Origin of the sequence: Burkholderia territorii, assembly GCF_902833055.1 — a bacterium.
Classification (GTDB): domain Bacteria; phylum Pseudomonadota; class Gammaproteobacteria; order Burkholderiales; family Burkholderiaceae; genus Burkholderia; species Burkholderia territorii.
In genome coordinates, this window is sequence record NZ_CADFEJ010000009.1 from 57,772 (window position 1) to 81,448 (window position 23,677).

Sequence of the window (23,677 nt, forward strand, 5' to 3'; positions counted from 1 at the left end):
GCTCGGTTTGGAATCGAGGCGGCCACTGCGGCCGCAGGGTTCCCGCCGCTCGCGGCGCCCGTTTGCCGATTTTGCTCCGATGACACGAACCCGCTCCTCCGCTCAGTCCTCCTCCGGCCGCGCCGCGCGCCTGTCCGCGCTGCATCTCGCGCCCGATTCGCTGGGCTTCGCGCTCGACGCGGCCGCGCAGGCCGTCGATGCGGTGCGGCGCGGCACCGCGCTGCCGGCGGCGCTCGCCGCGGTATTCGCGCAGATGCCGGCCGGCGCGCAGGCGCTGGCGCGCGGCGCGACGCAAGACGTCGCGTACCGGACGATGCGTCGTCTCGGCAGTGCGGACTGGCTGATCGGCCGGCTCGTCAGCAAGGCGCCGCCCGCGCATGTGCATGCGGTGCTCGCCGGGGCGCTCGCGCTGCTGCTCGATCCGCAGGAGGCAGCGGCATACCCGGCCTTCACGATCGTCGACCAGGCCGTGACCGTGATCGGCGCGCGGCGCGAATTTGCGTTCGCGAAGGGGCTGGTCAACGCCGTGCTGCGGCGTTTCCAGCGTGAGCGCGACACGCTCGTCGCGGCGATGCAGAACGATCCCGTCGCACGCTGGAATTACCGCGCCTGGTGGGTCGATGCGGTGAAGCGTGCATGGCCGGATGCGTGGCAGGCGATTCTTGCGGCCGGCGAACATCAGGGGCCGCTGACGTTGCGCGTGAACGCGCGCCGCGCGACCGTCGACGCGTATCTCGACACGCTGCGCGCGAGCGGAATCGAAGCGACGGCGATCGGCCGCCATGCGGTGCGGCTCGCGTCCGCGCTGCCGGTCGACCGCATTCCGGGCTTCGCCGATGGTGTCGTGTCGGTGCAGGATGCCGGTGCGCAACTCGCGGCCGAATGGCTCGGTGCGCGCGACGGCATGCGCGTGCTCGACGCGTGTGCGGCACCGGGCGGCAAGACCGGGCATATCCTCGAGCTGGTCGATGCCGAAGTCGTCGCACTCGAAAGCGACGCGACCCGCGCGGCGCGCATCGGCGAGAACCTCGCGCGCCTGTCGCTCGAGGCGGACGTGCGCGTCGGCGATGCGGGGGCGCCGGGCGCGTGGTACGACGGCCGTCCGTTCGACCGCATCCTGGCCGACGTGCCGTGCTCGGCGTCGGGCATCGTGCGTCGTCATCCCGACATTCGCTGGCTGCGCCGCGAAGCCGACATCGACGCGCTCGTCACGGAGCAGCGCCGCATCCTGACGGCGTTGTGGCCGCTCGTGAAGCCGGGCGGCGAACTGCTCTACGTGACCTGTTCGATCTTTCCGAAGGAAGGCGAGTTGCAGGCTCGCTGGTTTGAAGCGGCCTGTGAAGATGCGGTACGATTGGACGCGCCCGGCCAACTGCTGCCAGGCGGCGCGCACGGCGGGGCGGCCGGCGCACTCGACCAGAACACCGATCACGACGGATTTTTCTACGCGCGGTTTCAGAAACGGTGACAATCAAACACCTTTTTCCACTACGGCTCGCGGCCGTCCTGCTGGTCGCGTTGACGCTGTGCCTGACCGTCGTTCGGTCGGCGCGTGCCGAGTCCATCGCCGTGCAGCGCGCATCGCTGCAGGCCGACGGAAGCGGCTGGAGCCTCGATGCCCGCTTCGATTTCGAGCTGAATCCGAACCTCGAGGATGCCGTCAACAAGGGCATCCCGCTTTACTTCACGACCGACTTCGAACTGAGCCGCGCGCGCTGGTACTGGTTCGACGAGCAGCCGGTGTCGGTATCGCAGACGATGCGCCTGTCGTTCCAGCCGCTCACACGCGAATACCGCGTGTCGACGGGCGGGCTGCAACTCGGCTTCCCGTCGCTGAAGGACGCGCTCGCGGTCGTTCGGCACATCACGTCGTGGCACGTGATCGACCGCAACCAGGTGCGCGCTGGCGAAACCTACACCGCCTCGGTACGCATGCAGCTCGATACGGCGCTGATGCCCAAGCCGTTCCAGGTCGACGCGGTGAACAACCGCGACTGGACGCTCGGGTCCGACTGGAAGCGCTTCACTTTCACGGTGACCGAACGTGCTAAATAAAGTGCGCCGCGCGGCCAGCGGGAAAAGCCTCCTCGTTCGCGTGATCGTGTCGACCGTCGCGCTCACGGCACTGCTGCTGCTCGTGCTGCTCGCGGCCGCGAGCGCGAACACCGAATTCTTCGACCGCTACTACTCGTGGCTGTACGCGATGAACATCATCGTCGCGCTCGTGTTCCTGCTGGTGGTTCTCGGGCTGATCGGGATGATCGTCGTGCGCCTGCGGAAGGGCAAGTTCGGCACGCGGCTGCTCGCGAAGCTCGCGGTGTTCTTCGCGCTCGTCGGCGTGGTGCCGGGCGGGATCATCTACATCGTGTCGTACCAGTTCGTGTCGCGCAGCATCGAGTCATGGTTCGACGTGAACGTCGAGACCGCGTTGACGGCCGGCCTGAACCTCGGCCGCGGGATGCTCGACGCGTCGCTGTCCGACCTGCAGACGAAGGCGCGGCTGATGTCGGACCAGCTCGCGAGCGTCGATGCGAACACGAACGGCACGACGCTCACGCTGTTGCGCCTGCGCGATCAGTTCGGCGTGCAGGACGCGACGATCGTCGAGCCGAGCCGCGGCGGCTCCGGCGCGGCGCCCGACCTGCACATCGTTGCGCAGGCATCGGGCAATTTCGCCGCGCTGATTCCGGACGACCTGCCGACGCCGCTGATGCTGAGCCAGGCGCGCGAACACGGCGCATACGCAGCGATCGAGGGCGAGGTCGATGGCGATCCGCGCGCGCACGGCGCGAAGGGCGCGCTGCGGCTGCGCGTCGTGCGGCCGATTCCCGATGCGACGACGTCGTTGCTGCAACCGGCGGAGCGATTCCTGCAGCTCACGCAGCCAGTGCCGCCCGCGCTCGCGCACAACGCCGACGCGGTGCAGCGCGCGTATCGCGAATATCAGGAGAAGTCGCTCGGCCGCACCGGGCTGCGCAAGATGTACATCGGCACGCTGACGCTCGCGCTGTTCCTTGCGACCTTCATCGCGATGATGCTCGCGCTCGCGCTCGGCCAGCAGCTCGCGCGGCCGCTGTTCCTGCTCGCGCAGGGCACGAAGGAGATCACGGAAGGCGACTACACGCCGAAGCGCGAGATCAAGTCGCGCGACGAGCTCGGCTTCCTCACGCAGTCGTTCAATGCGATGACGCGCCAGCTGTCCGAGGCGCGACAGGCGGTCGAGAAGAACCGGATCGCGCTCGAGCATTCGAAGACGTATCTCGAGAGCATCCTCGCGAACCTGACGGCCGGCGTGTTCGTGCTCGACCGCCAGTTCCGGCTGACGACGGCCAACCGCGGCGCGGAGCGCATCTTCCGGCAGCCGTTCGGCTCGATGATCGGCACGGCGCTCGACCGGATCGGCGTCGTCGCGGAATTCGGTGCGATGGTGCGCAAGGCGTTCGCCGATCGCGAAGCGGCGTCGGACGGCGGCAGCGGCGATCGCGGACACTGGCAGCAGCAGTTCGCGATCGAGGTGCCGGGCGAAGCCGATCCGCTGACGTTGCTCGTGCGCGGCACGCGCCTCGTGTCGACGGTCGAGGGCGAGGCCGACGATCCGCAAACATCGGGTTACGTCGTCGTGTTCGACGACATCTCCGACGTGATTTCCGCGCAGCGCTCGGTTGCATGGGGCGAGGTCGCGCGGCGGCTCGCGCACGAGATCAAGAATCCGCTGACGCCGATCCAGCTGTCGGCCGAACGGCTGCAGATGAAGCTGTCCGACAAGCTCGCACCGTCCGATGCGGATGTGCTCAAGCGCGGCGCGACGATGATCGTCAACCAGGTGGCCGCGATGAAGCGGATGGTCGACGACTTCCGCGAATATGCGCGCACGCCGCCGGCGGTGCTCGCGAATCTGCAGTTGAACGACCTGGCGAGCGAAGTGCTCGGGCTATACGGCGTGGGCGAAGGCAAGAGCGCGATCGTCGCAGAGCTCGCGCCGTCGCTGCCGGTGATTCGCGGCGACGCGACGCAATTGCGCCAGGTGATTCACAACCTGCTGCAGAACGCGCAGGATTCGGTCGCGGAAGTCGCGCATCCGCGTGTGTTGATCGAAACCAAGACAGTAGAATATGGCGATCCCGACGCCGAGGGCAAAACGCGCGTCGCGGTACGTCTTACCGTGTCCGATAACGGGCCGGGTTTTCCGGCACGCATCCTGACCCGTGCGTTCGAGCCTTACGTGACGACGAAGGCGAAGGGTACGGGCCTCGGGTTGGCCACGGTCAAGAAAATCGTCGACGAGCACGGCGCGCGAATCGATCTGCGCAATCGCATGCACGGCGAGACCGTCGAGGGTGCGCAGGTGTCGATCCTGTTCCTGCAGATGGCGAGCGATACGCCGGGCGCCGAAACGGGCGCGCAGGGCGGGGCGGCCCCCGCAAAGACAAAAGCAAGTGTGCAGACAAAGGCAGCGTAAATGGCAACCATCCTGGTGGTAGATGATGAAATGGGCATCCGGGAATTGCTCTCGGAGATCCTCAGCGATGAAGGACATGTCGTCGAGGCGGCGGAAAACGCGCAGGCCGCGCGGGAATACCGTCTGAATCAGGCGCCCGATCTCGTGCTGCTCGATATCTGGATGCCCGATACCGACGGCGTCACGCTGCTCAAGGAATGGGCGGCACAGGGCCTGTTGACGATGCCCGTGATCATGATGTCCGGGCACGCGACGATCGACACGGCCGTCGAGGCGACGAAGATCGGCGCACTCGATTTCCTCGAGAAACCGATCGCGCTGCAGAAACTGCTGAAGTCCGTCGAGCACGGGCTCGCGCGCGGCGCGGCACCGGTGTCCGTCAACGCAGCGGCGAAATCCGGTGTCGGGCCAGCAGCGGGGCCGGCGGCAGTCGCATCCGCGGCGGCGCTGCCGACGCTCGGCGACGACATGGCCTCGGCACTCGGCCTCGCGGGCCAGACGGCCGCGATTCCGTTCGACATCCCGTTGCGCGAAGCGCGCGACGCCTTCGAGCGCGCGTACTTCGAATATCACCTCGCGCGCGAGAACGGCAGCATGACGCGCGTCGCGGAAAAGACGGGCCTCGAGCGCACGCACCTGTATCGCAAGCTCAAGCAACTCGGCGTCGAGCTCGGCAAGAAGCCGTCGGAAGGCGCCGCGTAAAATATTTCGCGAAAACACTTGCGCAAGTGGAGATGGGTGGATATACTTTCTCTTCTTCGTTGGCCCGGTAGCTCAGTTGGTAGAGCAGCGGATTGAAAATCCGCGTGTCGATGGTTCGATTCCGTCCCAGGCCACCAGCAGTTCCAACCCCAAGAATCGGAAGGTTCTTGGGGTTTTTCGTTTGTGGTGGGCTTGCGCGGCATTGGCGGTGCGCCCGGCAGCATTCGTCGGGGCGTGATAAAATCCGTGCCCGCTCAATGACTTAGCGCACCGCTTCATGCGCACGGCAGGGCAGCCCGCAGGCGCCGCCGTGACGCGCGGCAACGATGCCGCGCGATGGGCGGTATAAGCGCGCTGCCGCGTTCGCGGCCGACCGCGCTGCCTATACTGGTCGAGCCGGCGCAGGCCGGCACGCGTCGGGCCGTCCGGCGGCAGCCGGCCCCGGGCGCAGCGCGACGCGAGCCTACACATTCACGGAGTATCACGGTGATTCGGACAGACGCTAAAGACGGCGCGCTCGTGTTGTTTTCCGGCGGGCAGGACTCGGCCACGTGCGTGGCCTGGGCTCTGGAACGCTACCAGACGGTCGAGACGCTCGGCTTCGATTACGGCCAGCGTCATCGCGTCGAACTCGAATGTCGCGAAGGCGTGCGCGACGCGCTGAAGCGTCAGTTTCCCGCGTGGGCGGGCCGTCTCGGCGACGATCACATGATCGACCTGTCGGTGCTCGGCGCGATCAGCGATACCGCGATGACGCGCACGATCGAGATCGAGACCGCGGCGAACGGCTTGCCGAACACGTTCGTGCCGGGCCGCAACCTGCTGTTCATGACGATCGCGGCCGCGATTGCCTATCGCCGCGGCTTGCGCGTGCTGGTCGGCGGGATGTGCGAGACCGACTTCTCGGGCTACCCGGACTGCCGCGACGACACGATGAAGGCGCTGCAGGTCGCGCTGAACCTCGGGATGGACACTCGCATCGTGCTCGAGACGCCGCTGATGTGGCTCGACAAGGCACAGACCTGGCAACTCGCCGAGCAACTCGGCGGCGAGGCGCTCGTCGAGCTGATTCGCGTCGAGACGCACACGTGCTACGTGGGCGAGCGCGCGGAACTGCACGACTGGGGCTTCGGCTGCGGCGAATGCCCGGCCTGCAAGCTGCGCAAGCGCGGCTACGAGGCCTACCTGAAAGGCGAGCGGGTGACCGAAGCGCCGCTGTGAAGCGGTGCGCCGGCAGCGCTGGATGAACAACGGATTCTGATCGACAACGAGCGGCGCGAGCCGGACGAAGCACGATGACTTACGCGGTCAAGGAAATTTTCTACACGTTGCAGGGCGAGGGCGCGAATGCGGGCCGTCCGGCCGTGTTCTGCCGGTTCGCCGGCTGCAATCTGTGGTCGGGCCGCGAAGAGGATCGGGCGGACGCCGTGTGCCGCTTCTGCGATACGGACTTCGTCGGCACCGACGGCGAGAACGGCGGCAAGTTCAAGGACGCCGAAGCGCTGGTGGCGACGATCGCCGCGCTGTGGCCGGACGGCGAAGCGCACCGTTTCGTCGTCTGCACGGGCGGCGAGCCGATGCTGCAGCTCGACCAGCCGCTCGTCGACGCGCTGCACGCGGCAGGCTTCGAGATCGCGATCGAGACCAACGGCTCGCTGCCGGTGCTCGAGACGATCGACTGGGTCTGCGTGAGCCCGAAGGCCGACGCGCCGCTCGTCATCACGAAGGGCAACGAACTGAAGGTCGTGATCCCGCAGGACAACCAGCGGCTTGCCGACTACGCGAAGCTCGATTTCGAGTATTTTCTCGTGCAGCCGATGGACGGCCCGTCGCGCGATCTCAATACGAAGCTCGCGATCGACTGGTGCAAGCGGCATCCGCAGTGGCGGCTGTCGATGCAGACCCACAAATATCTGAACATTCCCTGAGCCACGGCTTTTGACATCGTGCTGATTACCCGAAAACTCGAATTCGACGCGGGCCACCGCATTCCCGATCACCGCAGCCAGTGCCGGAACCTGCACGGCCATCGTTACGTGCTCGAAGTCACGCTGCGCGGCGATCTCGTCGATACCGAGGGGGCACCCGATCGCGGCATGGTGATGGATTTCGCCGACGTGAAGGCGCTCGCGGTCGAGCACCTCGTCAACAAGTGGGATCACGCGTTCCTGGTCTACGCGCGCGACGAAGTCGTGCGCTCGTTCCTCGAGCAGATGGCCGACCACAAGACCGTCGTGCTCGACCGGATCCCGACCGTCGAGAACCTCGCGGCGATCGCGTTCGACATCCTCGCGAACGTGTACGACGCGCACTACGGCGTGAACCTGCGTCTGGAACGCGTGCGCCTGTACGAAACGCCGAACTGCTGGGCCGACGTCGAGCGCCAGCCCGGCCGCTGATCCTGCCATTTCGGCAGCCTCGCCAAGCGGCGCGGGCTGCCTGCCACGGCGCCGTGCAGCCTTGTGCGCCGCCGCTCCCCGCCAGTTCCCACATTCCGCGTAACGCCGCGCTATGATCGCTGCGTGGCACCGGAAAGCGCTTCCGCGCTCTGCTGCGCGACCCGCGCTGTCATATCGGCGGCCCACGTCCGACTGACGTTCCAGCGCCTGGTTCGGCGCCGCCGTGCATGGCGGCACCGCGTGTTGCGCCCGCTTCGCTTGTTGCTTGTCCCGTTCGATTGCCGTTCCGTCCCGGAGGCCGTATCGATGAGCACGCTCACCAATTCCCTCAAACAACGTCTGCACGACGGCGACGAGCCGCTGTACGGCCTGTGGCTGTCGCTCGGCTGCGAAACGGTCGCGGAAGCGCTCGCGCACGCCGGCTACGACTGGCTCTGCATCGACATGGAGCACGCGCCGAACGACAGCCGCGACGTCGCATCGCAACTGCGCGCGCTGGCCGCCGCGCACCTGCCGAGCGAGCCGGTCGTGCGCGTGCCGGGGCGCGAGCCATGGCTCGTGAAGCGCGCGCTCGACGCCGGCGCGCGCACGCTGATGTTCCCGTGCATCGAGACGGCCGACGAGGCCGCGCACGCGGTGCGGCTCACCCGCTTCCCGTCGCCGGATTCACCCGACGGGCTGCGCGGCGTAGCCGGCATGGTGCGCGCGGCGGCGTTCGGCATGCGCCGCGATTACCTGCAGACGGCGAATGCGCAGGTCGCCGTGATCGTGCAGATAGAATCGGCGCGCGGCATCGATGAAGTCGACCGGATCGCCTCGACACCGGGCGTCGACTGCCTGTTCGTCGGCCCGGCCGATCTGGCAGCGAGCCTCGGGCATCTCGGCGACAGCCGCCACCCGGACGTCGAAGCCGCGATGGCGCGCGTGCTCGCGGCCGGCAAGCAGGCCGACGTCGCGGTCGGCATCTTCGCGAGCGATACCGCGAGCGCGCGTCAGTATCGCGACGCAGGCTACCGGATGATCACGCTGTCGGCCGACGTGAGCTGGCTGCTGCGTGCGACGCGCCAGGCGCTGCAGGAGGTGCGGTCATGAACGGGTGCGAGGGCGCGCGGCATACGAGCCGCGCACGCGCGCGGATCGGCGCGATGCTCGGGCTGTGGGCCGTGTGCGTCGCGGCGGTCGCGCAGAATGCGCCGCATGCGAAGCCGGACCCGGCGCGCGAGACGCAATCGGCGGTGGCCGACTACAACGCCGGCGACTATCGCGCGGCGCTGGTGCAGTTCCACGACGCGGCCGAACGCGGCGACCGGCTCGCGCAGTTCAACTACGCGATGATGCTGCTCACCGGCGTCGGCGTGACCGCGAACGTCGACGAAGGGCTGCGCTGGCTGAAACGGGCGGCCGACGCGAACATGTCGCACGCGCAGTACGTGTACGGGCGCATGTTCGACGACGGCGAGTTCGTCGCGCGCAATCCGGCCGAGGCGCACCGCTGGTTCCTGCGTGCGGCGAAGCAGGGGCACGTGCAGGCCGAGCTGTCGCTCGCGAACCAGTTCCTCGACGGGCGCGGTACGCCGCGCGACAACCGCCAGGCGTTCGCGTGGTACAAGCAGGCGGCCGACGCGGGCGAGCCGACCGCGCAGTACGTTACCGCGTCGTTCTACGAGCGCGGCGGCGACGGCGTCACGCAGAACCTGAACATCGCGCGTGCGTATTACGCGGCTGCGGCCGCGCAGGGCGACGAGACGGCCGGGATGAAGTTCAAGGAACTGAGCGCGCGCCTGAAGACCCAGGAGCCGGCATCGGGCACCGGCGCGGATCACGCGAGCCCGCGCGCGACGCCGCAGTGAGCGCGCCGCACACATCGCATTCGATCTGCCAACGAAAAACGGCGCCTCGTGCGCTGTTTTTCATTGCCGCGACTGCGCCGCAGGCGGCGGTGTGCCGCAGCGAGGCGTCAGCTCTTCATCAACCGCCGCTGTCGCCCGACGCTCATGATCATCCCGATCGCGATGCCGAGCGTCGTGAGCGCGGTGCCGCCGTAGCTCATGAACGGCAACGGCACGCCGACGACGGGCAGCACGCCGCTCACCATCCCGATGTTGACGAACGCATAGACGAAGAACGCGAGCGTGAGCGAGCCCGCGAGCAGCCGGCCGAACAGCGTCGCGCCCTGCGCGGCGATGTAGAGCCCGCGCGCGATCAGCGCCATGTACAGCGTCAGCAGCACGAGGCCGCCGACGAGTCCCCATTCTTCGGAGAACACCGCGAAGATGAAGTCGGTGTGCTTCTCCGGAATGAACTCGAGGTGGGCCTGCGTGCCTTTCAGGTAGCCCTTGCCGAGCACGCCGCCCGAGCCGATCGCGATCACGGCCTGGATCGTGTGGAAGCCCTTGCCGAGCGGGTCGGAGGTCGGGTCGAGCAGCGTGCACACGCGATGCTTCTGGTAGTCGTGCATCAGCGGCCACTGCACCTCGGGCTGGCAGATGCGCTCCTCGAACACGGCGATCGAGCCGACCGCGATCACGCCCGCGACGAGCACCGGCACGATCAGCTTGAACGACAGGCCCGCGAGGTAGATCACGAAGAAGCCGGCCGCGAACACGAGCAGGCCCGTGCCGAGGTCGGGCTGCTTGGCGATCAGTCCGACCGGCACCATCAGGATCCCGAACGCGGCGACGAAGTCGTACCAGCGCAGTCCGCCTTCGCGGCGCTGGTAATACCACGCGAGCATCAGCGGTGTCGCGATCTTGAGGATTTCCGACGGCTGGATCACGACGCCGACGTTCAGCCAGCGTTTCGCGCCCTTCTTGGTCATTCCGAACAGCGCGACCGCGACCAGTAGCGCGACCCCGAACGAATAAAGCGGGACCGCGAAGCGCATCAGCGTCGTCGGTGGAATATTGGCGATCACCCACATCAGCACGAACGTCAGCAGGATGTTGCGCAACTGGTCCTCGACGCGGCCCGGCATGTCGATCGACGCGCTGTACAGCGTGACGATGCCGACGCACAGCAGCAGGAACACGATGAGGGCGAGCGGGCGGTCGAAGCCCGCGAACATCTGCTTGATCTTGTCGAGCCAGGCGCGCTTGTCGAATTGCATGCCTTTCTCCGTTAATGAGCGGTGCCGGCATTCGCCGCTTTCGCGGCGGCCACGGCACGGGAGTTGTCGTCGCGCGGCACGGTGGCGAGCGGTTGCGCATCGCTGGCGGGCCGGCGCGGCCGGTGCGGGCGCCGGATCGGCGGCAGGCTCGCGGGCATCGGCGCCGCCGCGCTCGCGACGGCCGGCTGCGCCGCGCTTGCCCCGGCCGCACCCGGCGCACCCGGCGCACCTGACGCCTCGGGCGCCGACGCGGCCGATGCCGCATCCGCCGCGCTGGCCGCGGCCGGCACGACGGGCTGCGGCAGTGCCTTGAAGCCGGCCGCGACCGACACGGTCTTCGATGCATCGCCGATCACCGGTGCGTTGATCGGCTCGGTCGCCGACGCGGCGGCGGCGACGGCGGCCGCCTCGTTCTCCGGTTTCTGGCGGTCGACGAGGTAGAAGTCGAGCACGCGGCGCGCGATCGGCCCCGCGGCCTGCGCGCCCCAGCCGCCGTTCTCGACGATCAGCGCAAGCGCGATCTGAGGATGGTCGACCGGCGCGTACGCGATGAACAGCGCGTGGTCGCGCAGGTGCTCGGCCAGCAGGTGCCCCTTGTAGTTCGAGCCCTGCAGCGAGAACACCTGCGCGGTGCCGGTCTTGCCGGCCGCGAGGTACGGTGCGCCGCGGAACACCTTGTACGCGGTGCCGGACGGGTTCTCGATCACGTTCTCCATCCCGCGCTTCACGACGTCGATATCGGCCTGCTTGAGCGGAATCGTTTCGCTTTCCTTCGGCACGGTCAGGTGGCGTCCGCGCGTGATCGGATCCTCGATTTCCTTCACGAGGTGGGGCTTCATCACGACGCCGTTGTTCGCGAGCGTCGCGGTGGCGTGCGCGAGCTGCAGGATCGTGAACGAGTTGTAGCCCTGGCCGATCCCGAGGCTGATCGTCTCGCCGTCGAACCACTTCTGCTGCGCGGCCTTCTTGAATGCCTTCTTCTTCCAGTCGGTCGACGGCAGGATGCCGCGCGCCTCGCCCTGGATGTCGATGCCGGTGATCTGGCCGAAACCGAACGGCTTCATGAAGTTCGCGATCGCGTTCACGCCAAGGTCGCGCGCGAGCATGTAGAAGTAGGTGTCGTTCGACACCATGATCGCCTTGTTCATGTCGACCCAGCCCTGGCCCGAGCGCACGTCGTTGCGGAACGTGTGGCCGCCGAACGTGAAGTAGCCCGGATCCTGGAAGCCCCAGCCCGGCGAGCGCTTGCCGAGCGTGAGGCCCGCCAGCGCCATGAACGGCTTGTACGTCGAGCCGGGCGGGTAAGTGCCGTGCAGCGGCCGGTTCAGCAGCGGCTTGTCGGGCGAGTTGTTCAGCTCGTCCCAGGTCTGCTGGTCGATGCCGTCGACGAACGAGTTCGGGTCGAAGCTCGGCGACGACACGAACGCGAGCACGTCGCCCGTCTTCGGCTCGATCGCGACGAGCGCGCCGCGCTTGCCGGCGAACGCCTGCTCTGCGACCTGCTGCAGCCCGATGTCGAGCGACAGCACGAGATTGTTGCCGGGCGTCGCCTGCGTGCGCGACAGCGTGCGCACCGGGCGCCCGCCCGCCGTCACCTCGACTTCCTCGAAGCCCGTGAGGCCATGCAGCTCGGATTCGTAGCTCTGCTCGACGCCGATCTTGCCGATGTAGTCGGTGCCCTTGTAGTTGTTCGCGTCGCGACGCGGATCGTAGTGTTCCGGATCGCTGTCGTTGTCGTCGCTCATCGCGTCGATGCGATCCTGGTCGCGCTTCGAGATGCGGCCGATGTAGCCGATCACGTGCGCGGCCGTCGTGCCGAGCGGGTATTGGCGGAACAGGCGCGCGCGCACGTCGACGCCGGGGAAGCGGAAGCGCTGCGCGGTGAAGCGCGCGACTTCCGCGTCGGTGAGACGCGTGCGGATCGGCAGGCTCTCGAAGTTCTTCGAGTCTTCCTGCAGCTTCTTGAAGCGGCGGCGGTCGCGCGCGTCGATCGGGATGATCTCGGAGAGCTTGTCGATCGTGTTGTCGAGCGTGTCGTCGAGCTTCGACGGCGTGATCTCGAGCGTGTACGCCGAATAGTTCTTCGCGAGGACCACGCCGTTGCGGTCGGTGATGATCCCGCGGTTCGGTACGATCGGCGCGACCGAGATGCGGTTTTCCTCGGCCTGCAGCGCGTATTTGCCGTGCTGCATCAACTGCAGGTAGAAGAAGCGGCTCGCGAGCAGCCCGAAGCAGACGAACACGAACACGCCCGCCGCCGCGACGCGCAGGCGGAACTTCGAGAGCTGCTGTTGGGTGTCGTTGAATTCGGTCATGCGGTTACGATCGATCTGGCCCGGGCGCGGCGAACGCGCGCGGGCGAGGAGCCGCCCCGGAGCGCGGCGCGCGGGCGTGGGGGCGGCGGGTATTCAAGGTCGGTCCGGCTCAGATGGGGCGCGTATCGTCCGGGTCGACCGGGCGGCGTTGCGGCATCAGCAGCAGGTGGCTCGCGATCGGCCACAGCGCCGCCTCGACGAAGCCGTCCACCAGATAGCGCCAGCCGGGAAACGCGGCGCCCATCATCAGGCGGATCACGAACGGCACCAGTTGCGCGCCGACGAGCAGCGGCGTGACGTACAGCACCTGCACGCCGATCGGCATCCACAGCACGCGCCGGTGGATCGTGATCGCGCCGTACGAAAGCAGCGTATAGGCAAGCGCGTGCTCGCCGAGCAGCCCTGCGTCATGCACGTCCATCAGGATGCCGAGCGCGAAGGCGACGCCCATCCCGACCTTGCGCGGCTGGTGGATGTTCCAGAACAGCAGCACCAGCGCGACGAAGTCCGGCACGCCGGGCAGGCGGCCCCACGGCATCAGGTTCAGCAGGAAAGCGGCGGCGAGGCTGAAGACGATGAAGTACGGGTTGACCGGCTGCAGGATGTATTGCGGGCGGTTCATCGCTGGGCTCCTGGTTGCCCGGCCGCGGGCTTCGCGGGCGCGGCGGCGGGCTTGGCCGGAGCGGCAGGGGCCGACGGCGCGGGTTTCGCGCCGGGCGCCTTCGCGTCCGCCTTTTCGGTCTTGTCGGCCTTTTCGCTCTTGTCGCTCTTTGCAGCGGCCTTGGCGCCTTTCTTGCCCTTCGCGTTTTTCTCGGCGGCCGGGTCGGGCTCGGCCGGGCGCGGCGGGGCGTCGTTCTGATAGTGCAGCACGAGCATCTGGCGCGCGCCGCGCACCGCGGCGACCGGCGCGCAGGTGACGCGGGCGAACGCGGTATCGGCGAGCTTGTCGACGCGCACGACCTTCGCGACCGGCAGGCCCGGCGGGTACACGCCGTCGAGGCCGCTCGTGACGAGTTCGTCGCCGGCGACGAGATCCGAGCTCGTCGGCACGAAGCGCAGGTCGAGCGAATCGCCCTTCGGCGTGCCGTAGATCACGCTGCGCAGGCCGGTGCGCAGCACCTGCACCGGAATCGCGAGATCGCGGTCGGTGATCAGCGTGACTTCGGCCTGCAGCGGGAACACGCGCGTGATCTGGCCGACCACGCCGTCCTCGCTGACGACCGGCGCGCCGTTCTGGATGCCCTGCTGCGAACCTTGCCCGATCACGATCTTCTGCGTGAACGGGTCGCTCGTGTCGTACTGGATCTCGACGGGCGTCGATTGCGTCGCAATGTGCTGGCGCAGCTCGAGCACCGCGCGCAGGTGCATGTTTTCCTGCGTGAGCACCGCGGCCTGGTTGGCCTGCGTCGACAGCTGCAGGTTGCGCTTGCGCAGCGCGTCGTTCTCGTGGCGCAGCGAAGCGCCCGTGACGGCGATGTCGGCCGCGCCCATGAACAGGTCGCGCGGCACGAGTGCCGCGCGCTGCAGCGGATACAGCACGGTGCCGAGCACGCCGCGGACGATTTCGAGCGTGCTGAAGCGCGCGTCCGACACGAGCAGCGCGATGGCGAGGGCGACGAAGAAGATGAGCCGCGCGAGCGCGGGCGGACCTTGCTTGAAGAGGGGCGGCGGACTGTATTCCATGGTCGGCGCCGGGCGCGTGGGATCGGTTAAATAATGCTCAGACGCGCAAACGGCGTGGCGGTTCGTTCTGAACGAGCGATCCGGCCACGCCGCGGGTGCGTCATATCAAACGGGACTGCTCAGGCGATCACTCGTACGAGAAGATGCTGCCGAGCTTGTCCATGCGCTCGAGCGCCATGCCCGAACCGCGGACGACGCAGGTGAGCGGGTCTTCGGCGACGAGCACCGGCAGGCCGGTTTCTTCCGCCAGCAGGCGATCGAGGTCGCGCAGCAGCGCACCGCCGCCCGTCAGCATCATCCCGCGCTCGGCGATGTCGGCGCCGAGTTCCGGCGGCGTCTGCTCGAGCGCGATCTTCACCGACGACACGATCTGGTTCAGCGGATCGGTCAGCGCTTCGAGGATTTCGTTGCTGGAGATCGTGAAGCTGCGCGGAATGCCTTCCGACAGGTTGCGGCCCTTCACTTCCATTTCCTTGACTTCGGAGCCCGGGAACGCGGAGCCGATTTCCTTCTTGATCGCCTCGGCGGTCTGCTCGCCGATCAGCATCCCGTAGTTGCGGCGGATGTAGTTGACGATCGCCTCGTCGAACTTGTCGCCGCCGACGCGCACCGAGCCCTTGTAGACGATGCCGCCGAGCGAGATCACGCCGACTTCCGTCGTGCCGCCGCCGATGTCGACGACCATCGAGCCCGTGGCTTCCGACACCGGCAGGCCGGCGCCGATCGCGGCCGCCATCGGCTCCTCGATCAGGTAGACCTGCGAGGCGCCGGCGCCGTGCGCCGCTTCCTTGATCGCGCGGCGCTCGACCTGGGTCGAGCCGCACGGCACGCAGATGATGATGCGCGGCGACGGCGAGAACATGCGCGACTCGTGCGCCGTCTTGATGAACTGCTTGATCATCTGCTCGGTGACGGTGAAGTCGGCGATCACGCCGTCCTTCATCGGGCGGATCGCCTCGATGTTGCCCGGCACCTTGCCGAGCATCTGCTTGGCTTCCTTGCCGACCGCCTGGATCGTCTTCTTGCCGTTGGGGCCGCCTTCCTGGCGAATCGACACGACGGACGGCTCATCGAGCACGATGCCCTTGCCGCGCATGTAGATCAGGGTGTTTGCGGTGCCGAGGTCGATCGCCAGATCGTTGGAGAAGTAGCTGCGCAAAAAACCGAACATTCAGAATCCTGTTTCGCTCTGGGCCGGCCCTGCATAGCGAACGCTGAGGGCGGCAGCGGAAAAAATAACAGCCTCGGGAAGCGTGGCGGAAGCGGCCGCCGCGGCGCACGAAGCTGCGAGTGATGTCTACCGGGGATCGCACGAAGCACGCACGGCTTGCCGAAGCGGGCGAAACGGTGCGGGAAAAGGCTGCCGGGTTTGGGTCGAACGCGTAATGATACCTTATAATTTCGCGGTATTTGAATCGAAACGGGCGGTATTTTTGCCGCTTCGGCCCCGATTTTTGAGGGTGGGATCGCACCCTCCAACCCCCCGCCGCAGCGCTGCTTTCGATGCGCTGCGCAGCCTTGTTTTTCCGGTGATCGCATGGCCCTGACCCTGACCGATGTGAAACGCATCGCGCACCTGGCGCGACTCGAAATGGCCGACGCCGACGCCGAGCATACGCTCGGCCAGCTCAATGAATTCTTCGGCCTCGTCGAGCAGATGCAGGCGGTCGACACCGCCGGCATCGCGCCGCTCGCCCACCCGATCGAACAGATCCAGGAAGTCGCGCAGCGCCTGCGCGACGACGCCGTGACGGAAGTCGTCAATCGCGACGACAACCAGCGTCCGGCGCCGGCCGTCCAGGACGGCCTCTATCTCGTGCCGAAGGTGATCGAGTAAGCATTCGATGACAAGCGCGCCGCCTTCGCGCCGCGCGCCACCCAGAATTCCCAGGAAAACACTCAATGCACGCAAAAAGCCTGACCGAACTGCGCGCCGCGCTCGCCGCCAAGGAATGCTCGGCCGTCGAGCTCGCGCAGCTCTACCTGAAACGGATCGACGCGGCCCGCGACCTGAACGCGTTCGTCCACGTCGACGCCGACCTCACCCTCGCGCAGGCGAAGGCCGCCGACGCCGAGCTCGCGCGCGGCGCGGGCGGCGCGCTGACCGGCCTGCCGATCGCGCACAAGGACGTGTTCGTCACGCGCGGCTGGCGCTCGACCGCCGGCTCGAAGATGCTCGCGAACTACGAGAGCCCGTTCGATGCGACCGTCGTGGCCCGCCTGCAGGCGGCCGGCATGGTCACGCTCGGCAAGACCAACATGGACGAGTTCGCGATGGGCTCGTCCAACGAGAATTCGGCGTTCGGCGCCGTGAAGAACCCGTGGGACACGAACGCCGTGCCGGGCGGCAGCTCGGGCGGCAGCTCGGCGGCGGTCGCCGCGCGCCTCGCGCCGGCCGCGACCGGCACCGACACCGGCGGCTCGATCCGCCAGCCCGCGTCGTTCGCGGGCGTGACGGGCATCAAGCCGACCTACGGCCGCGTGTCGCGCTACGGGATGATCGCGTTCGCGTCTTCGCTCGACCAGGGCGGCCCGATGGCGCAGAGCGCGTCCGACTGCGCGCTGCTGCTCAACGCGATGGCCGGCTTCGACGAGCGCGATTCCACGAGCCTCGAGCGCGACGACGAAGACTTCACGCGCCACCTCGGCCAGCCGTGGGCGCCGGGCAACGATGCGGGCAAGCCGCTCGCGGGCCTGCGCATCGGCCTGCCGAACGAATACTTCGGCGACGGCCTCGCCGACGACGTGCGCGCGTCGATCGACGCGGCGCTCAAGCAGTACGAGGCGCTCGGCGCGACGCTCGTGCCCGTGTCGCTGCCGAAGACGGAACTGTCGATCCCCGTGTATTACGTGATCGCGCCGGCCGAGGCGTCGTCGAACCTGTCGCGTTTCGACGGCGTGCGCTTCGGCCACCGCGCCGCGCAGTACGGCGATCTGCTCGACATGTACAAGAAGTCGCGCGCCGAAGGCTTCGGCCCCGAGGTGAAGCGCCGGATTCTCGTCGGCACCTACGTGCTGTCGCACGGTTACTACGATGCGTACTACCTGCAGGCGCAGAAGATCCGCCGCATCATCGCGAACGATTTCCAGGAAGCGTTCAAGTCCTGCGACGTGATCATGGGCCCGGCGTCGCCGACGGTCGCATGGGACCTCGGCGCGAAGGGCGACGATCCGGTGCAGATGTATCTCGCGGACATCTACACGCTGTCGGTGAGCCTCGCGGGCCTGCCCGGCATGAGCGTGCCGTGCGGCTTCGGCGCCGGCGCGAACGCGAAGCGCCCGGTCGGTCTGCAGATCATCGGCAACTATTTCAACGAAGCCCGGATGCTGCAGGTCGCCGACGCGTTCCAGCGCGCGACCGACTGGCACAAGCAAGTTCCGGCGGGGGTGTAAGCATATGACTCAATGGGAAGTCGTCATCGGTCTCGAGACGCACGCGCAACTGTCGACCGTCTCGAAGATTTTCTCCGGCGCGTCGACGCAGTTCGGCGCCGAGCCGAACACGCAGGCCTGCCCGGTCGACCTGGCGCTGCCGGGCGTGTTGCCGGTGCTCAACCGCGGCGCGGTCGAGCGTGCGATCCGCTTCGGCCTCGCGATCGGCTCGACCATCGCGCCGCGCAGCATCTTCGCGCGCAAGAATTATTTCTACCCCGATCTGCCGAAGGGTTATCAGATCAGCCAGTACGAGATCCCGGTCGTGCAGGGCGGCCAGATCACGATCCAGGTGCCCGCCAACGAAAAGGCCGGCAAGCAGGCGTACGAGAAGACCATCAACCTGACCCGCGCGCACCTCGAGGAAGATGCAGGCAAGTCGCTGCATGAAGACTTCGCCGGGATGACGGGCATCGACCTGAACCGTGCGGGCACGCCGCTGCTCGAGATCGTCACCGAGCCGGAAATGCGCAGCGCGGCCGAGGCGGTTGCCTACGCGAAGGCGCTGCATGCGCTCGTCGTGTGGCTCGGCATCTGCGACGGCAACATGCAGGAAGGCTCGTTCCGCTGCGATGCGAACGTGTCGGTGCGCCCGGTGGGCCAGGAAAAGTTCGGCACGCGCGCCGAGATCAAGAACCTGAACTCGTTCCGGTTCCTCGAGGAAGCGATCAACTACGAAGTGCGCCGCCAGATCGAGCTGATCGAGGACGGCGGCGAAGTCGTGCAGGAAACGCGCCTGTACGATCCGGACAAGCGCGAGACGCGCTCGATGCGCAGCAAGGAAGACGCGCACGACTACCGCTACTTCCCCGACCCCGACCTGATGCCGCTCGTGATCGGCCGCGACTGGGTCGAGCGCGTGCAGGCCGGAATGCCCGAGCTGCCGGCCGCGATGCAGCAGCGTTTCGTCGAGCAGTACGGCGTGTCCGCGTACGACGCGGGCGTGCTGACGTCGAGCAAGGCGATGGCCGCGTACTTCGAGGCCGTGGTCGCGAAGGCCGGCGCGGCGAACGCGAAGATCGCCGCGAACTGGCTGATGGGCGACGTGTCGTCGCAGCTGAATCGCGACGGCATCGAGATCGACGCGATTCCGGTCTCGGCCGCGCAGCTCGCGCTGCTGCTGCAGCGCATCGCCGACGGCACGATCTCGAACAAGATCGCGAAGGAAATCTTCGCGACGATCTGGGACGAGAAGGCGACCGACGAAGCGGCGGCCGACCGCATCATCGACGCGAAGGGCCTGAAGCAGATCTCCGACACCGGCGCGCTGGAAGCGATCATCGACGAGGTGCTCGCGGCGAACGCGAAGTCGGTCGAGGAATTCCGCGCGGGCAAGGAAAAGGCGTTCAACGCGCTGATCGGCCAGGCGATGAAGGCGACCAAGGGCAAGGCCAATCCGCAGCAGGTCAACGAGCTGCTGAAGAAGAAGCTCGGCTGAGCATGGCCGCGCGCCTGAACCGCGCCTGACGACGGGCCGCCGCCGAACCTGTTCGGGGCGGCCCGTCGTTTTGCTGCATGCGTTATCGTGTGCGCGTATGCGTCGCACCGTCCAACGGAGGAACGAATGGCGAAACAACCGTCGCTCGACGATTTCCGCGTGCCGTACAGCACGCGCGAGAAGGAAGCCGCCGCATTCTCGCTCGATGCGTTCGATCCGGCCGCGAAGCCGTTCTCGTCGGGGTCGAAGGAGGCCGACCGCGAACGGCTGTCGGCCGTGTCGACCGAGCTCGACGTCCAGCAGGAACGTTTGCACACGCAGCAGAAGAAGCGTGTGCTGCTCGTGCTGCAGGGGATGGACACCAGCGGCAAGGACGGCACCGTGCGCGCGGTGTTCCGCGAGGTCGACCCGCTCGGCCTGCGCGTCGTGTCGTTCAAGGCGCCGACGCCGATCGAGGCCATGCACGACTTCCTGTGGCGCGTGCATCTGCAGGTGCCGGCCGCGGGCGAGCTGGCGATCTTCAACCGCAGCCACTATGAGGACGTGCTTGTGCCACGCGTGCTCGGCGCGATCGACGGCAAGGAATGCGAGCGCCGCTACCGGCAGATCCGCGATTTCGAGACGATGCTGTTCGAGAACGGCACGACGATCGTCAAGTGCTTCCTGCACATCTCGAAGGACGAGCAGCGCGAGCGGCTGCAGGCGCGCATCGACGATCCGACCAAGCACTGGAAATTCGACATCGCCGATCTCGACGCGCGCAAGCACTGGGACGCGTACCAGTCCGCCTACCGCGACGCGCTCGCCGCGACGTCGGCCGAGCATGCGCCGTGGTACGTGATTCCGGCGAACTCGAAGACGCATCGCAACGTGATGATCGCCGAGCTGCTGCTGCGCACGATGACCGACATGAAGCTCGAATTCCCGCCGGCGAAGCCCGAACTCGAGGGCGTGAAGATCCGCTAGACCGCGATCGTGCAAGAACATCGAACAGAACAGAACTGAACAACGGAACCCGACATGATGCGAGTGATTACCGCCAACCTGAACGGCATCCGCTCCGCCGCGAAGAAGGGCTTTTTCGAGTGGCTCGGCGAACAGAACGCCGATTGCGTGTGCGTGCAGGAAATCAAGGTTTCGGCCGACGACCTGCCGGCCGAATTCGTGGAGCCGCACGGCTTCAGGAGCTATTTCCACCACGCCGAGAAGAAGGGCTACAGCGGTGCGGGCGTGTACAGCCGCCACGAGCCCGATGACGTGATCATCGGCTTCGGCAGCAGCGAATTCGACCCCGAAGGGCGCTACGTCGAGGCGCGCTACGGCAAGCTGTCGATCGTGTCGGTGTACGTGCCGTCCGGCTCGAGCGGCGAAGAGCGCCAGCAGGCGAAGTACCGCTTCATGGACGAATTCATGCCGCATCTTGCCGAGCTGAAGAAGAAGCGCGAGGTGATCCTGTGCGGCGACGTGAACATCGTCCACAAGGAAATCGACATCAAGAACTGGAAGAGCAACCAGAAGAACTCGGGCTGCCTGCCCGAAGAGCGTGCGTGGCTCACGCAGCTGTTCGACGATGTCGGCTACGTCGACGTGTTCCGCACGCTCGATCCGCGCCCCGAGCAATACACGTGGTGGAGCAACCGCGGCCAGGCATACGCGAAGAACGTCGGGTGGCGGATCGATTACCAGATTGCGACGCCGGGCGTGGCCGCCACCGCGAAGCGCACGTCGATTTTCAAGGACATCAAGTTCAGCGATCACGCGCCGCTGACGGTGGATTACGACTACAAGAAGTGATCGCCGGCGCCGCGCCGCGCGCGTGGCAGTCGAGCCGTCCGGTCGCCGGATGCAGAACGGGCCGCATGTCGAACATGCGGCCCGTTTTTCGTCTAGCGCGTCGCTTACTGCCTGAGCGACGCCATGTCGATCACGAACCGGTACTTCACGTCGCTCTTCAGCATCCGCTCGTAAGCCGCGTTGATCTGCTGCATCGGAATCACTTCGATATCCGACGTGATGCCGTGCTGCGCGCAGAAGTCGAGCATTTCCTGCGTCTCGGCGATTCCACCGATCAGCGAGCCCGCGAGGCGGCGGCGCTTGAAGATCAGGTTGAACACCTGCGGCGACGGATGGTCGTGCTCCGGCGCGCCGACGAGCGTCATCGTGCCGTCGCGCTTCAGCAGGTGGAGGAACGGGTTCAGGTCGTGCTGCGCGGCGACCGTGTTCAGGATGAAGTCGAAGCTGTTCAGGTGCGCGTTCATTTGCGCTTCGTCCTTCGAGATCACCACTTCGTGCGCGCCGACGCGCTTGCCGTCCTCGATCTTCGACGGCGACGTCGTGAACAGCACGACGTGCGCGCCCATCGCGCGCGCGAGCTTCACGCCCATGTGGCCAAGCCCGCCGAGGCCGACGATCCCGACCTTCTGGCCCGGGCCGACGTTCCACTGGCGCAGCGGCGAATAGGTGGTGATGCCCGCGCACAGCAGCGGCGCGGCGCCGGCCGGGTCGAGCGTCTCGGGCACGCGCAGCACGAACGCCTCGTCGACGACGAGCTGCGTCGAATAGCCGCCGTACGTGACGTCGCCGGTCACGCGATCCTGGCCGTTGTAGGTGCCGACGAAGCCGTTCTCGCAATATTGCTCGAGGCCTTCCGCGCAGCTCGGGCAGGTGCGGCACGAATCGACGAGACAGCCGACGCCGACCAGCTCGCCGACCTTGAAGCGCGACACCTGCGGGCCGGTCGCGGTCACGCGGCCGACGATTTCGTGGCCCGGCACGACCGGGTAGATCGTGTTGCGCCATTCGTTGCGGGCCTGGTGCAGGTCCGAGTGGCAGACACCGCAGTAGAGCACCTCGATCTGGACGTCGAGGTCGCGCAGCGCGCGGCGCTGGAATTCGAACGGGGCGAGCGGCGAGCGTGCGTCGGTCGCCGCGTAAGCGTAGGTTGTGCTCATGCAGGGGGGCTCCTTGTCCGGGAAAACGCCCGGCGAATCAGACTGCCGCCGCGTCATGTGGCGACGCGGCGAGACAGGTGCCCATCGTAAGGAGCGGGCGACATCGGCGAAATACACGAAGGTCTCGAAGATTTGCCTATTCCTCTCGAATTGCGCGCGAACGGCCGTCAAAGTGCTTTCAAGGTGCTACATTGCAAGCCTGATTCTCTTGCCGGACCGGACGACGCCGATGACCTTCCAGCCCCTTTTCGACGACTCGGGCGACCGTGTGCGGCGCCGCATGATCGAGCTGCATTCGCGCCTCGCGCCGAATGAGGGCGATACGCTGGCGGCGCTCGACGGCGTGCGCTTCATCCGCGTGAGCCGCCCCGTGCCGCGCATGCCGGTGCTGTACGAGCCGAGCATCGTCGTCGTGTGCCAGGGCCGCAAGCTCGGCTACCTCGGTGACCGCTCGTTCGTCTACGACGCGCAGCAGTATCTCGTGCTGTCGGTGCCGCTGCCGTTCGAATGCGAAACCTTCGCAAGCATCGACGAGCCGTTTCTCGCGATCTCGATCCGCGTCGATCTCGCGGTGATCGCCGAGCTCGCGATCCTGCTCGACGAGACGCTCGGTGCGGCGGTCAGCGAGCCGCACGGCGTCTATTCGACGCCGCTCGATGCGCCGCTGGCCGACGCGGTCGTGCGGCTGCTCGAAGCGCTCGCGTCGCCGCACGACACGTGCGTGCTCGGGCCGGCGATCATGCGCGAGATCGCGTACCGCGTGCTGACGGGCGCGCAGGGCGACGCGATCCGCGCGGCGCTCGCCCAGCAACATCATTTCGGCCGCATCGCGAAGGCGCTGCGGCGCATTCATGCTGACCTGAAGGCCGATCTCGACGTCGAGACGCTCGCGGGCGAGGCCGGCATGAGCCTCGCGGTGTTCCACGCGCAGTTCAAGCATGTGACGGCGACGTCGCCGATGCAGTACGTGAAGGCAGCGCGCCTGCACCAGGCGCGGTTGATGATGGTGCAGGACGGCCTTGGGGCGGGTGCCGCCGCGGCGCGGGTCGGCTATGCGAGCGCGTCGCAGTTCAGCCGCGAGTTCAAGCGGCTGTTCGGCCGCAGCCCGGGAGACGACGTGCGCTGGATGCGCGAAAGCGGCAGCCGGCCCGTCGAGTCGGAAGCCGGCGCGTAGCGCCCGGCTTCATGTGCC

Annotated in this window: 21 protein-coding genes and 1 tRNA gene; 16 read left to right on the forward strand and 6 right to left on the reverse strand. The window is 67.2% G+C overall.

Annotation, left to right across the window (positions count from 1 at the left end; all coding sequences use genetic code 11):
• Positions 1–79 precede the first annotated feature (79 nt).
• The 10 genes from rsmB (at position 80) to HW466_RS17515 (ending at position 9,410) form a co-directional block, all read left to right on the forward strand.
• On the forward strand, positions 80–1,468 hold the full coding sequence (gene rsmB, locus HW466_RS17470) for a 16S rRNA (cytosine(967)-C(5))-methyltransferase RsmB (protein WP_174905979.1): 1,389 nt from the start codon (positions 80–82) through the stop codon (positions 1,466–1,468).
• The gene (locus HW466_RS17475; RefSeq protein WP_059448520.1) at positions 1,465–2,055 is read left to right on the forward strand and encodes a DUF4390 domain-containing protein; all 591 of its coding nucleotides are present in this window, start codon (positions 1,465–1,467) and stop codon (positions 2,053–2,055) included. The genes rsmB and HW466_RS17475 overlap by 4 nt, the downstream gene beginning before the upstream one ends.
• Positions 2,045–4,459: a sensor histidine kinase EsaS gene (gene esaS / locus HW466_RS17480; protein ID WP_151006176.1), complete on the forward strand. Its 2,415-nt coding sequence runs from the start codon at positions 2,045–2,047 to the stop codon at positions 4,457–4,459. Before HW466_RS17475 ends, esaS begins: the two co-directional genes overlap by 11 nt.
• Positions 4,460–5,161 carry a response regulator transcription factor EsaR gene (gene esaR / locus HW466_RS17485; RefSeq protein WP_059448417.1) on the forward strand — a complete coding sequence of 234 codons (702 nt, stop codon included), beginning with the start codon at positions 4,460–4,462 and terminating at the stop codon, positions 5,159–5,161.
• A gap of 61 nt (positions 5,162–5,222) precedes the next feature.
• Positions 5,223–5,298, forward strand: a tRNA-Phe gene (locus HW466_RS17490).
• A gap of 349 nt (positions 5,299–5,647) precedes the next feature.
• Positions 5,648–6,382: a 7-cyano-7-deazaguanine synthase QueC gene (gene queC, locus HW466_RS17495; protein WP_059504443.1), complete on the forward strand. Its 735-nt coding sequence runs from the start codon at positions 5,648–5,650 to the stop codon at positions 6,380–6,382.
• Positions 6,383–6,456: 74 nt separating this feature from the next.
• Entirely contained in the window at positions 6,457–7,089 is a 633-nt protein-coding gene (gene queE / locus HW466_RS17500; protein WP_151006758.1) for a 7-carboxy-7-deazaguanine synthase, read from the forward strand.
• 18 nt (positions 7,090–7,107) lie between these two features.
• Complete coding sequence (queD, locus tag HW466_RS17505; RefSeq protein WP_044847357.1) at positions 7,108–7,560, forward strand: 6-carboxytetrahydropterin synthase QueD; 453 nt, start codon at positions 7,108–7,110, stop codon at positions 7,558–7,560.
• A 306-nt stretch (positions 7,561–7,866) separates the two neighbouring features.
• Complete coding sequence (locus tag HW466_RS17510) at positions 7,867–8,652, forward strand: HpcH/HpaI aldolase family protein (RefSeq protein ID WP_174905978.1); 786 nt, start codon at positions 7,867–7,869, stop codon at positions 8,650–8,652.
• Entirely contained in the window at positions 8,649–9,410 is a 762-nt protein-coding gene (locus HW466_RS17515; RefSeq protein ID WP_059504447.1) for a tetratricopeptide repeat protein, read from the forward strand. Before HW466_RS17510 ends, HW466_RS17515 begins: the two co-directional genes overlap by 4 nt.
• Before the next feature lie 107 nt (positions 9,411–9,517).
• On the opposite strand, the gene rodA is transcribed toward HW466_RS17515, so the two are convergent.
• The 5 genes from rodA to HW466_RS17540 all read right to left on the reverse strand — a co-directional run bounded on the left by rodA (position 9,518) and on the right by HW466_RS17540 (position 15,835).
• Entirely contained in the window at positions 9,518–10,666 is a 1,149-nt protein-coding gene (gene rodA, locus HW466_RS17520; RefSeq protein ID WP_059448422.1) for a rod shape-determining protein RodA, read from the reverse strand.
• Positions 10,667–10,677: 11 nt separating this feature from the next.
• A complete protein-coding gene (gene mrdA, locus HW466_RS17525; protein WP_176316089.1) occupies positions 10,678–12,981 on the reverse strand; it encodes a penicillin-binding protein 2 in 2,304 nt (767 codons plus the stop codon).
• A 109-nt stretch (positions 12,982–13,090) separates the two neighbouring features.
• The gene (gene mreD, locus HW466_RS17530; protein WP_011886346.1) at positions 13,091–13,603 is read right to left on the reverse strand and encodes a rod shape-determining protein MreD; all 513 of its coding nucleotides are present in this window, start codon (positions 13,601–13,603) and stop codon (positions 13,091–13,093) included.
• Positions 13,600–14,664, reverse strand: a complete 1,065-nt coding sequence (mreC, locus tag HW466_RS17535; RefSeq protein WP_174906093.1) for a rod shape-determining protein MreC — start codon at positions 14,662–14,664, stop codon at positions 13,600–13,602. The genes mreD and mreC overlap by 4 nt, the downstream gene beginning before the upstream one ends.
• A gap of 127 nt (positions 14,665–14,791) precedes the next feature.
• Positions 14,792–15,835 carry a rod shape-determining protein gene (locus tag HW466_RS17540; RefSeq protein WP_004189550.1) on the reverse strand — a complete coding sequence of 348 codons (1,044 nt, stop codon included), beginning with the start codon at positions 15,833–15,835 and terminating at the stop codon, positions 14,792–14,794.
• 366 nt (positions 15,836–16,201) lie between these two features.
• Here HW466_RS17540 and gatC point away from each other — a divergent pair, with 366 nt between their 5' ends.
• The 5 genes from gatC to HW466_RS17565 all read left to right on the forward strand — a co-directional run bounded on the left by gatC (position 16,202) and on the right by HW466_RS17565 (position 21,328).
• A complete protein-coding gene (gene gatC / locus HW466_RS17545) occupies positions 16,202–16,501 on the forward strand; it encodes an Asp-tRNA(Asn)/Glu-tRNA(Gln) amidotransferase subunit GatC (protein ID WP_006407213.1) in 300 nt (99 codons plus the stop codon).
• A gap of 65 nt (positions 16,502–16,566) precedes the next feature.
• Positions 16,567–18,057 carry an Asp-tRNA(Asn)/Glu-tRNA(Gln) amidotransferase subunit GatA gene (gene gatA, locus HW466_RS17550; protein WP_059448425.1) on the forward strand — a complete coding sequence of 497 codons (1,491 nt, stop codon included), beginning with the start codon at positions 16,567–16,569 and terminating at the stop codon, positions 18,055–18,057.
• A 4-nt stretch (positions 18,058–18,061) separates the two neighbouring features.
• On the forward strand, positions 18,062–19,534 hold the full coding sequence (gene gatB, locus HW466_RS17555) for an Asp-tRNA(Asn)/Glu-tRNA(Gln) amidotransferase subunit GatB (RefSeq protein ID WP_059448426.1): 1,473 nt from the start codon (positions 18,062–18,064) through the stop codon (positions 19,532–19,534).
• Positions 19,535–19,660: 126 nt separating this feature from the next.
• Positions 19,661–20,500: a polyphosphate kinase 2 family protein gene (locus tag HW466_RS17560; RefSeq protein ID WP_059448427.1), complete on the forward strand. Its 840-nt coding sequence runs from the start codon at positions 19,661–19,663 to the stop codon at positions 20,498–20,500.
• 54 nt (positions 20,501–20,554) lie between these two features.
• Positions 20,555–21,328, forward strand: coding sequence for an exodeoxyribonuclease III (locus tag HW466_RS17565; RefSeq protein WP_059771756.1), 774 nt, complete (start codon positions 20,555–20,557; stop codon positions 21,326–21,328).
• A 104-nt stretch (positions 21,329–21,432) separates the two neighbouring features.
• Here the strand turns inward: HW466_RS17565 and HW466_RS17570 are convergent, their stop codons facing one another.
• Positions 21,433–22,485 (reverse strand): NAD(P)-dependent alcohol dehydrogenase, encoded by a 1,053-nt coding sequence (locus HW466_RS17570; protein ID WP_060348115.1) that lies wholly within the window; start codon positions 22,483–22,485, stop codon positions 21,433–21,435.
• A 229-nt stretch (positions 22,486–22,714) separates the two neighbouring features.
• Between HW466_RS17570 and HW466_RS17575 the strand changes: the two genes are divergently transcribed.
• Positions 22,715–23,659, forward strand: a complete 945-nt coding sequence (locus HW466_RS17575; protein WP_151005699.1) for an AraC family transcriptional regulator — start codon at positions 22,715–22,717, stop codon at positions 23,657–23,659.
• Positions 23,660–23,677 lie beyond the last annotated feature (18 nt).

What these genes read in the sequence shown, in the direction of transcription:
- rsmB (WP_174905979.1), top strand. Translation starts at nt 80, where the DNA reads ATGACACGAACCCGCTCCTCCGCTCAGTCCTCCTCCGGCCGCGCCGCG.
- esaR (WP_059448417.1), top strand. Translation starts at nt 4,460, where the DNA reads ATGGCAACCATCCTGGTGGTAGATGATGAAATGGGCATCCGGGAATTG.
- queE (WP_151006758.1), top strand. Translation starts at nt 6,457, where the DNA reads ATGACTTACGCGGTCAAGGAAATTTTCTACACGTTGCAGGGCGAGGGC.
- HW466_RS17510 (WP_174905978.1), top strand. Translation starts at nt 7,867, where the DNA reads ATGAGCACGCTCACCAATTCCCTCAAACAACGTCTGCACGACGGCGAC.
- HW466_RS17515 (WP_059504447.1), top strand. Translation starts at nt 8,649, where the DNA reads ATGAACGGGTGCGAGGGCGCGCGGCATACGAGCCGCGCACGCGCGCGG.
- rodA (WP_059448422.1), bottom strand. Translation starts at nt 10,666, where the DNA reads ATGCAATTCGACAAGCGCGCCTGGCTCGACAAGATCAAGCAGATGTTC.
- mrdA (WP_176316089.1), bottom strand. Translation starts at nt 12,981, where the DNA reads ATGACCGAATTCAACGACACCCAACAGCAGCTCTCGAAGTTCCGCCTG.
- mreD (WP_011886346.1), bottom strand. Translation starts at nt 13,603, where the DNA reads ATGAACCGCCCGCAATACATCCTGCAGCCGGTCAACCCGTACTTCATC.
- mreC (WP_174906093.1), bottom strand. Translation starts at nt 14,664, where the DNA reads ATGGAATACAGTCCGCCGCCCCTCTTCAAGCAAGGTCCGCCCGCGCTC.
- HW466_RS17540 (WP_004189550.1), bottom strand. Translation starts at nt 15,835, where the DNA reads ATGTTCGGTTTTTTGCGCAGCTACTTCTCCAACGATCTGGCGATCGAC.
- gatC (WP_006407213.1), top strand. Translation starts at nt 16,202, where the DNA reads ATGGCCCTGACCCTGACCGATGTGAAACGCATCGCGCACCTGGCGCGA.
- gatA (WP_059448425.1), top strand. Translation starts at nt 16,567, where the DNA reads ATGCACGCAAAAAGCCTGACCGAACTGCGCGCCGCGCTCGCCGCCAAG.
- gatB (WP_059448426.1), top strand. Translation starts at nt 18,062, where the DNA reads ATGACTCAATGGGAAGTCGTCATCGGTCTCGAGACGCACGCGCAACTG.
- HW466_RS17560 (WP_059448427.1), top strand. Translation starts at nt 19,661, where the DNA reads ATGGCGAAACAACCGTCGCTCGACGATTTCCGCGTGCCGTACAGCACG.
- HW466_RS17565 (WP_059771756.1), top strand. Translation starts at nt 20,555, where the DNA reads ATGATGCGAGTGATTACCGCCAACCTGAACGGCATCCGCTCCGCCGCG.
- HW466_RS17570 (WP_060348115.1), bottom strand. Translation starts at nt 22,485, where the DNA reads ATGAGCACAACCTACGCTTACGCGGCGACCGACGCACGCTCGCCGCTC.
- HW466_RS17575 (WP_151005699.1), top strand. Translation starts at nt 22,715, where the DNA reads ATGACCTTCCAGCCCCTTTTCGACGACTCGGGCGACCGTGTGCGGCGC.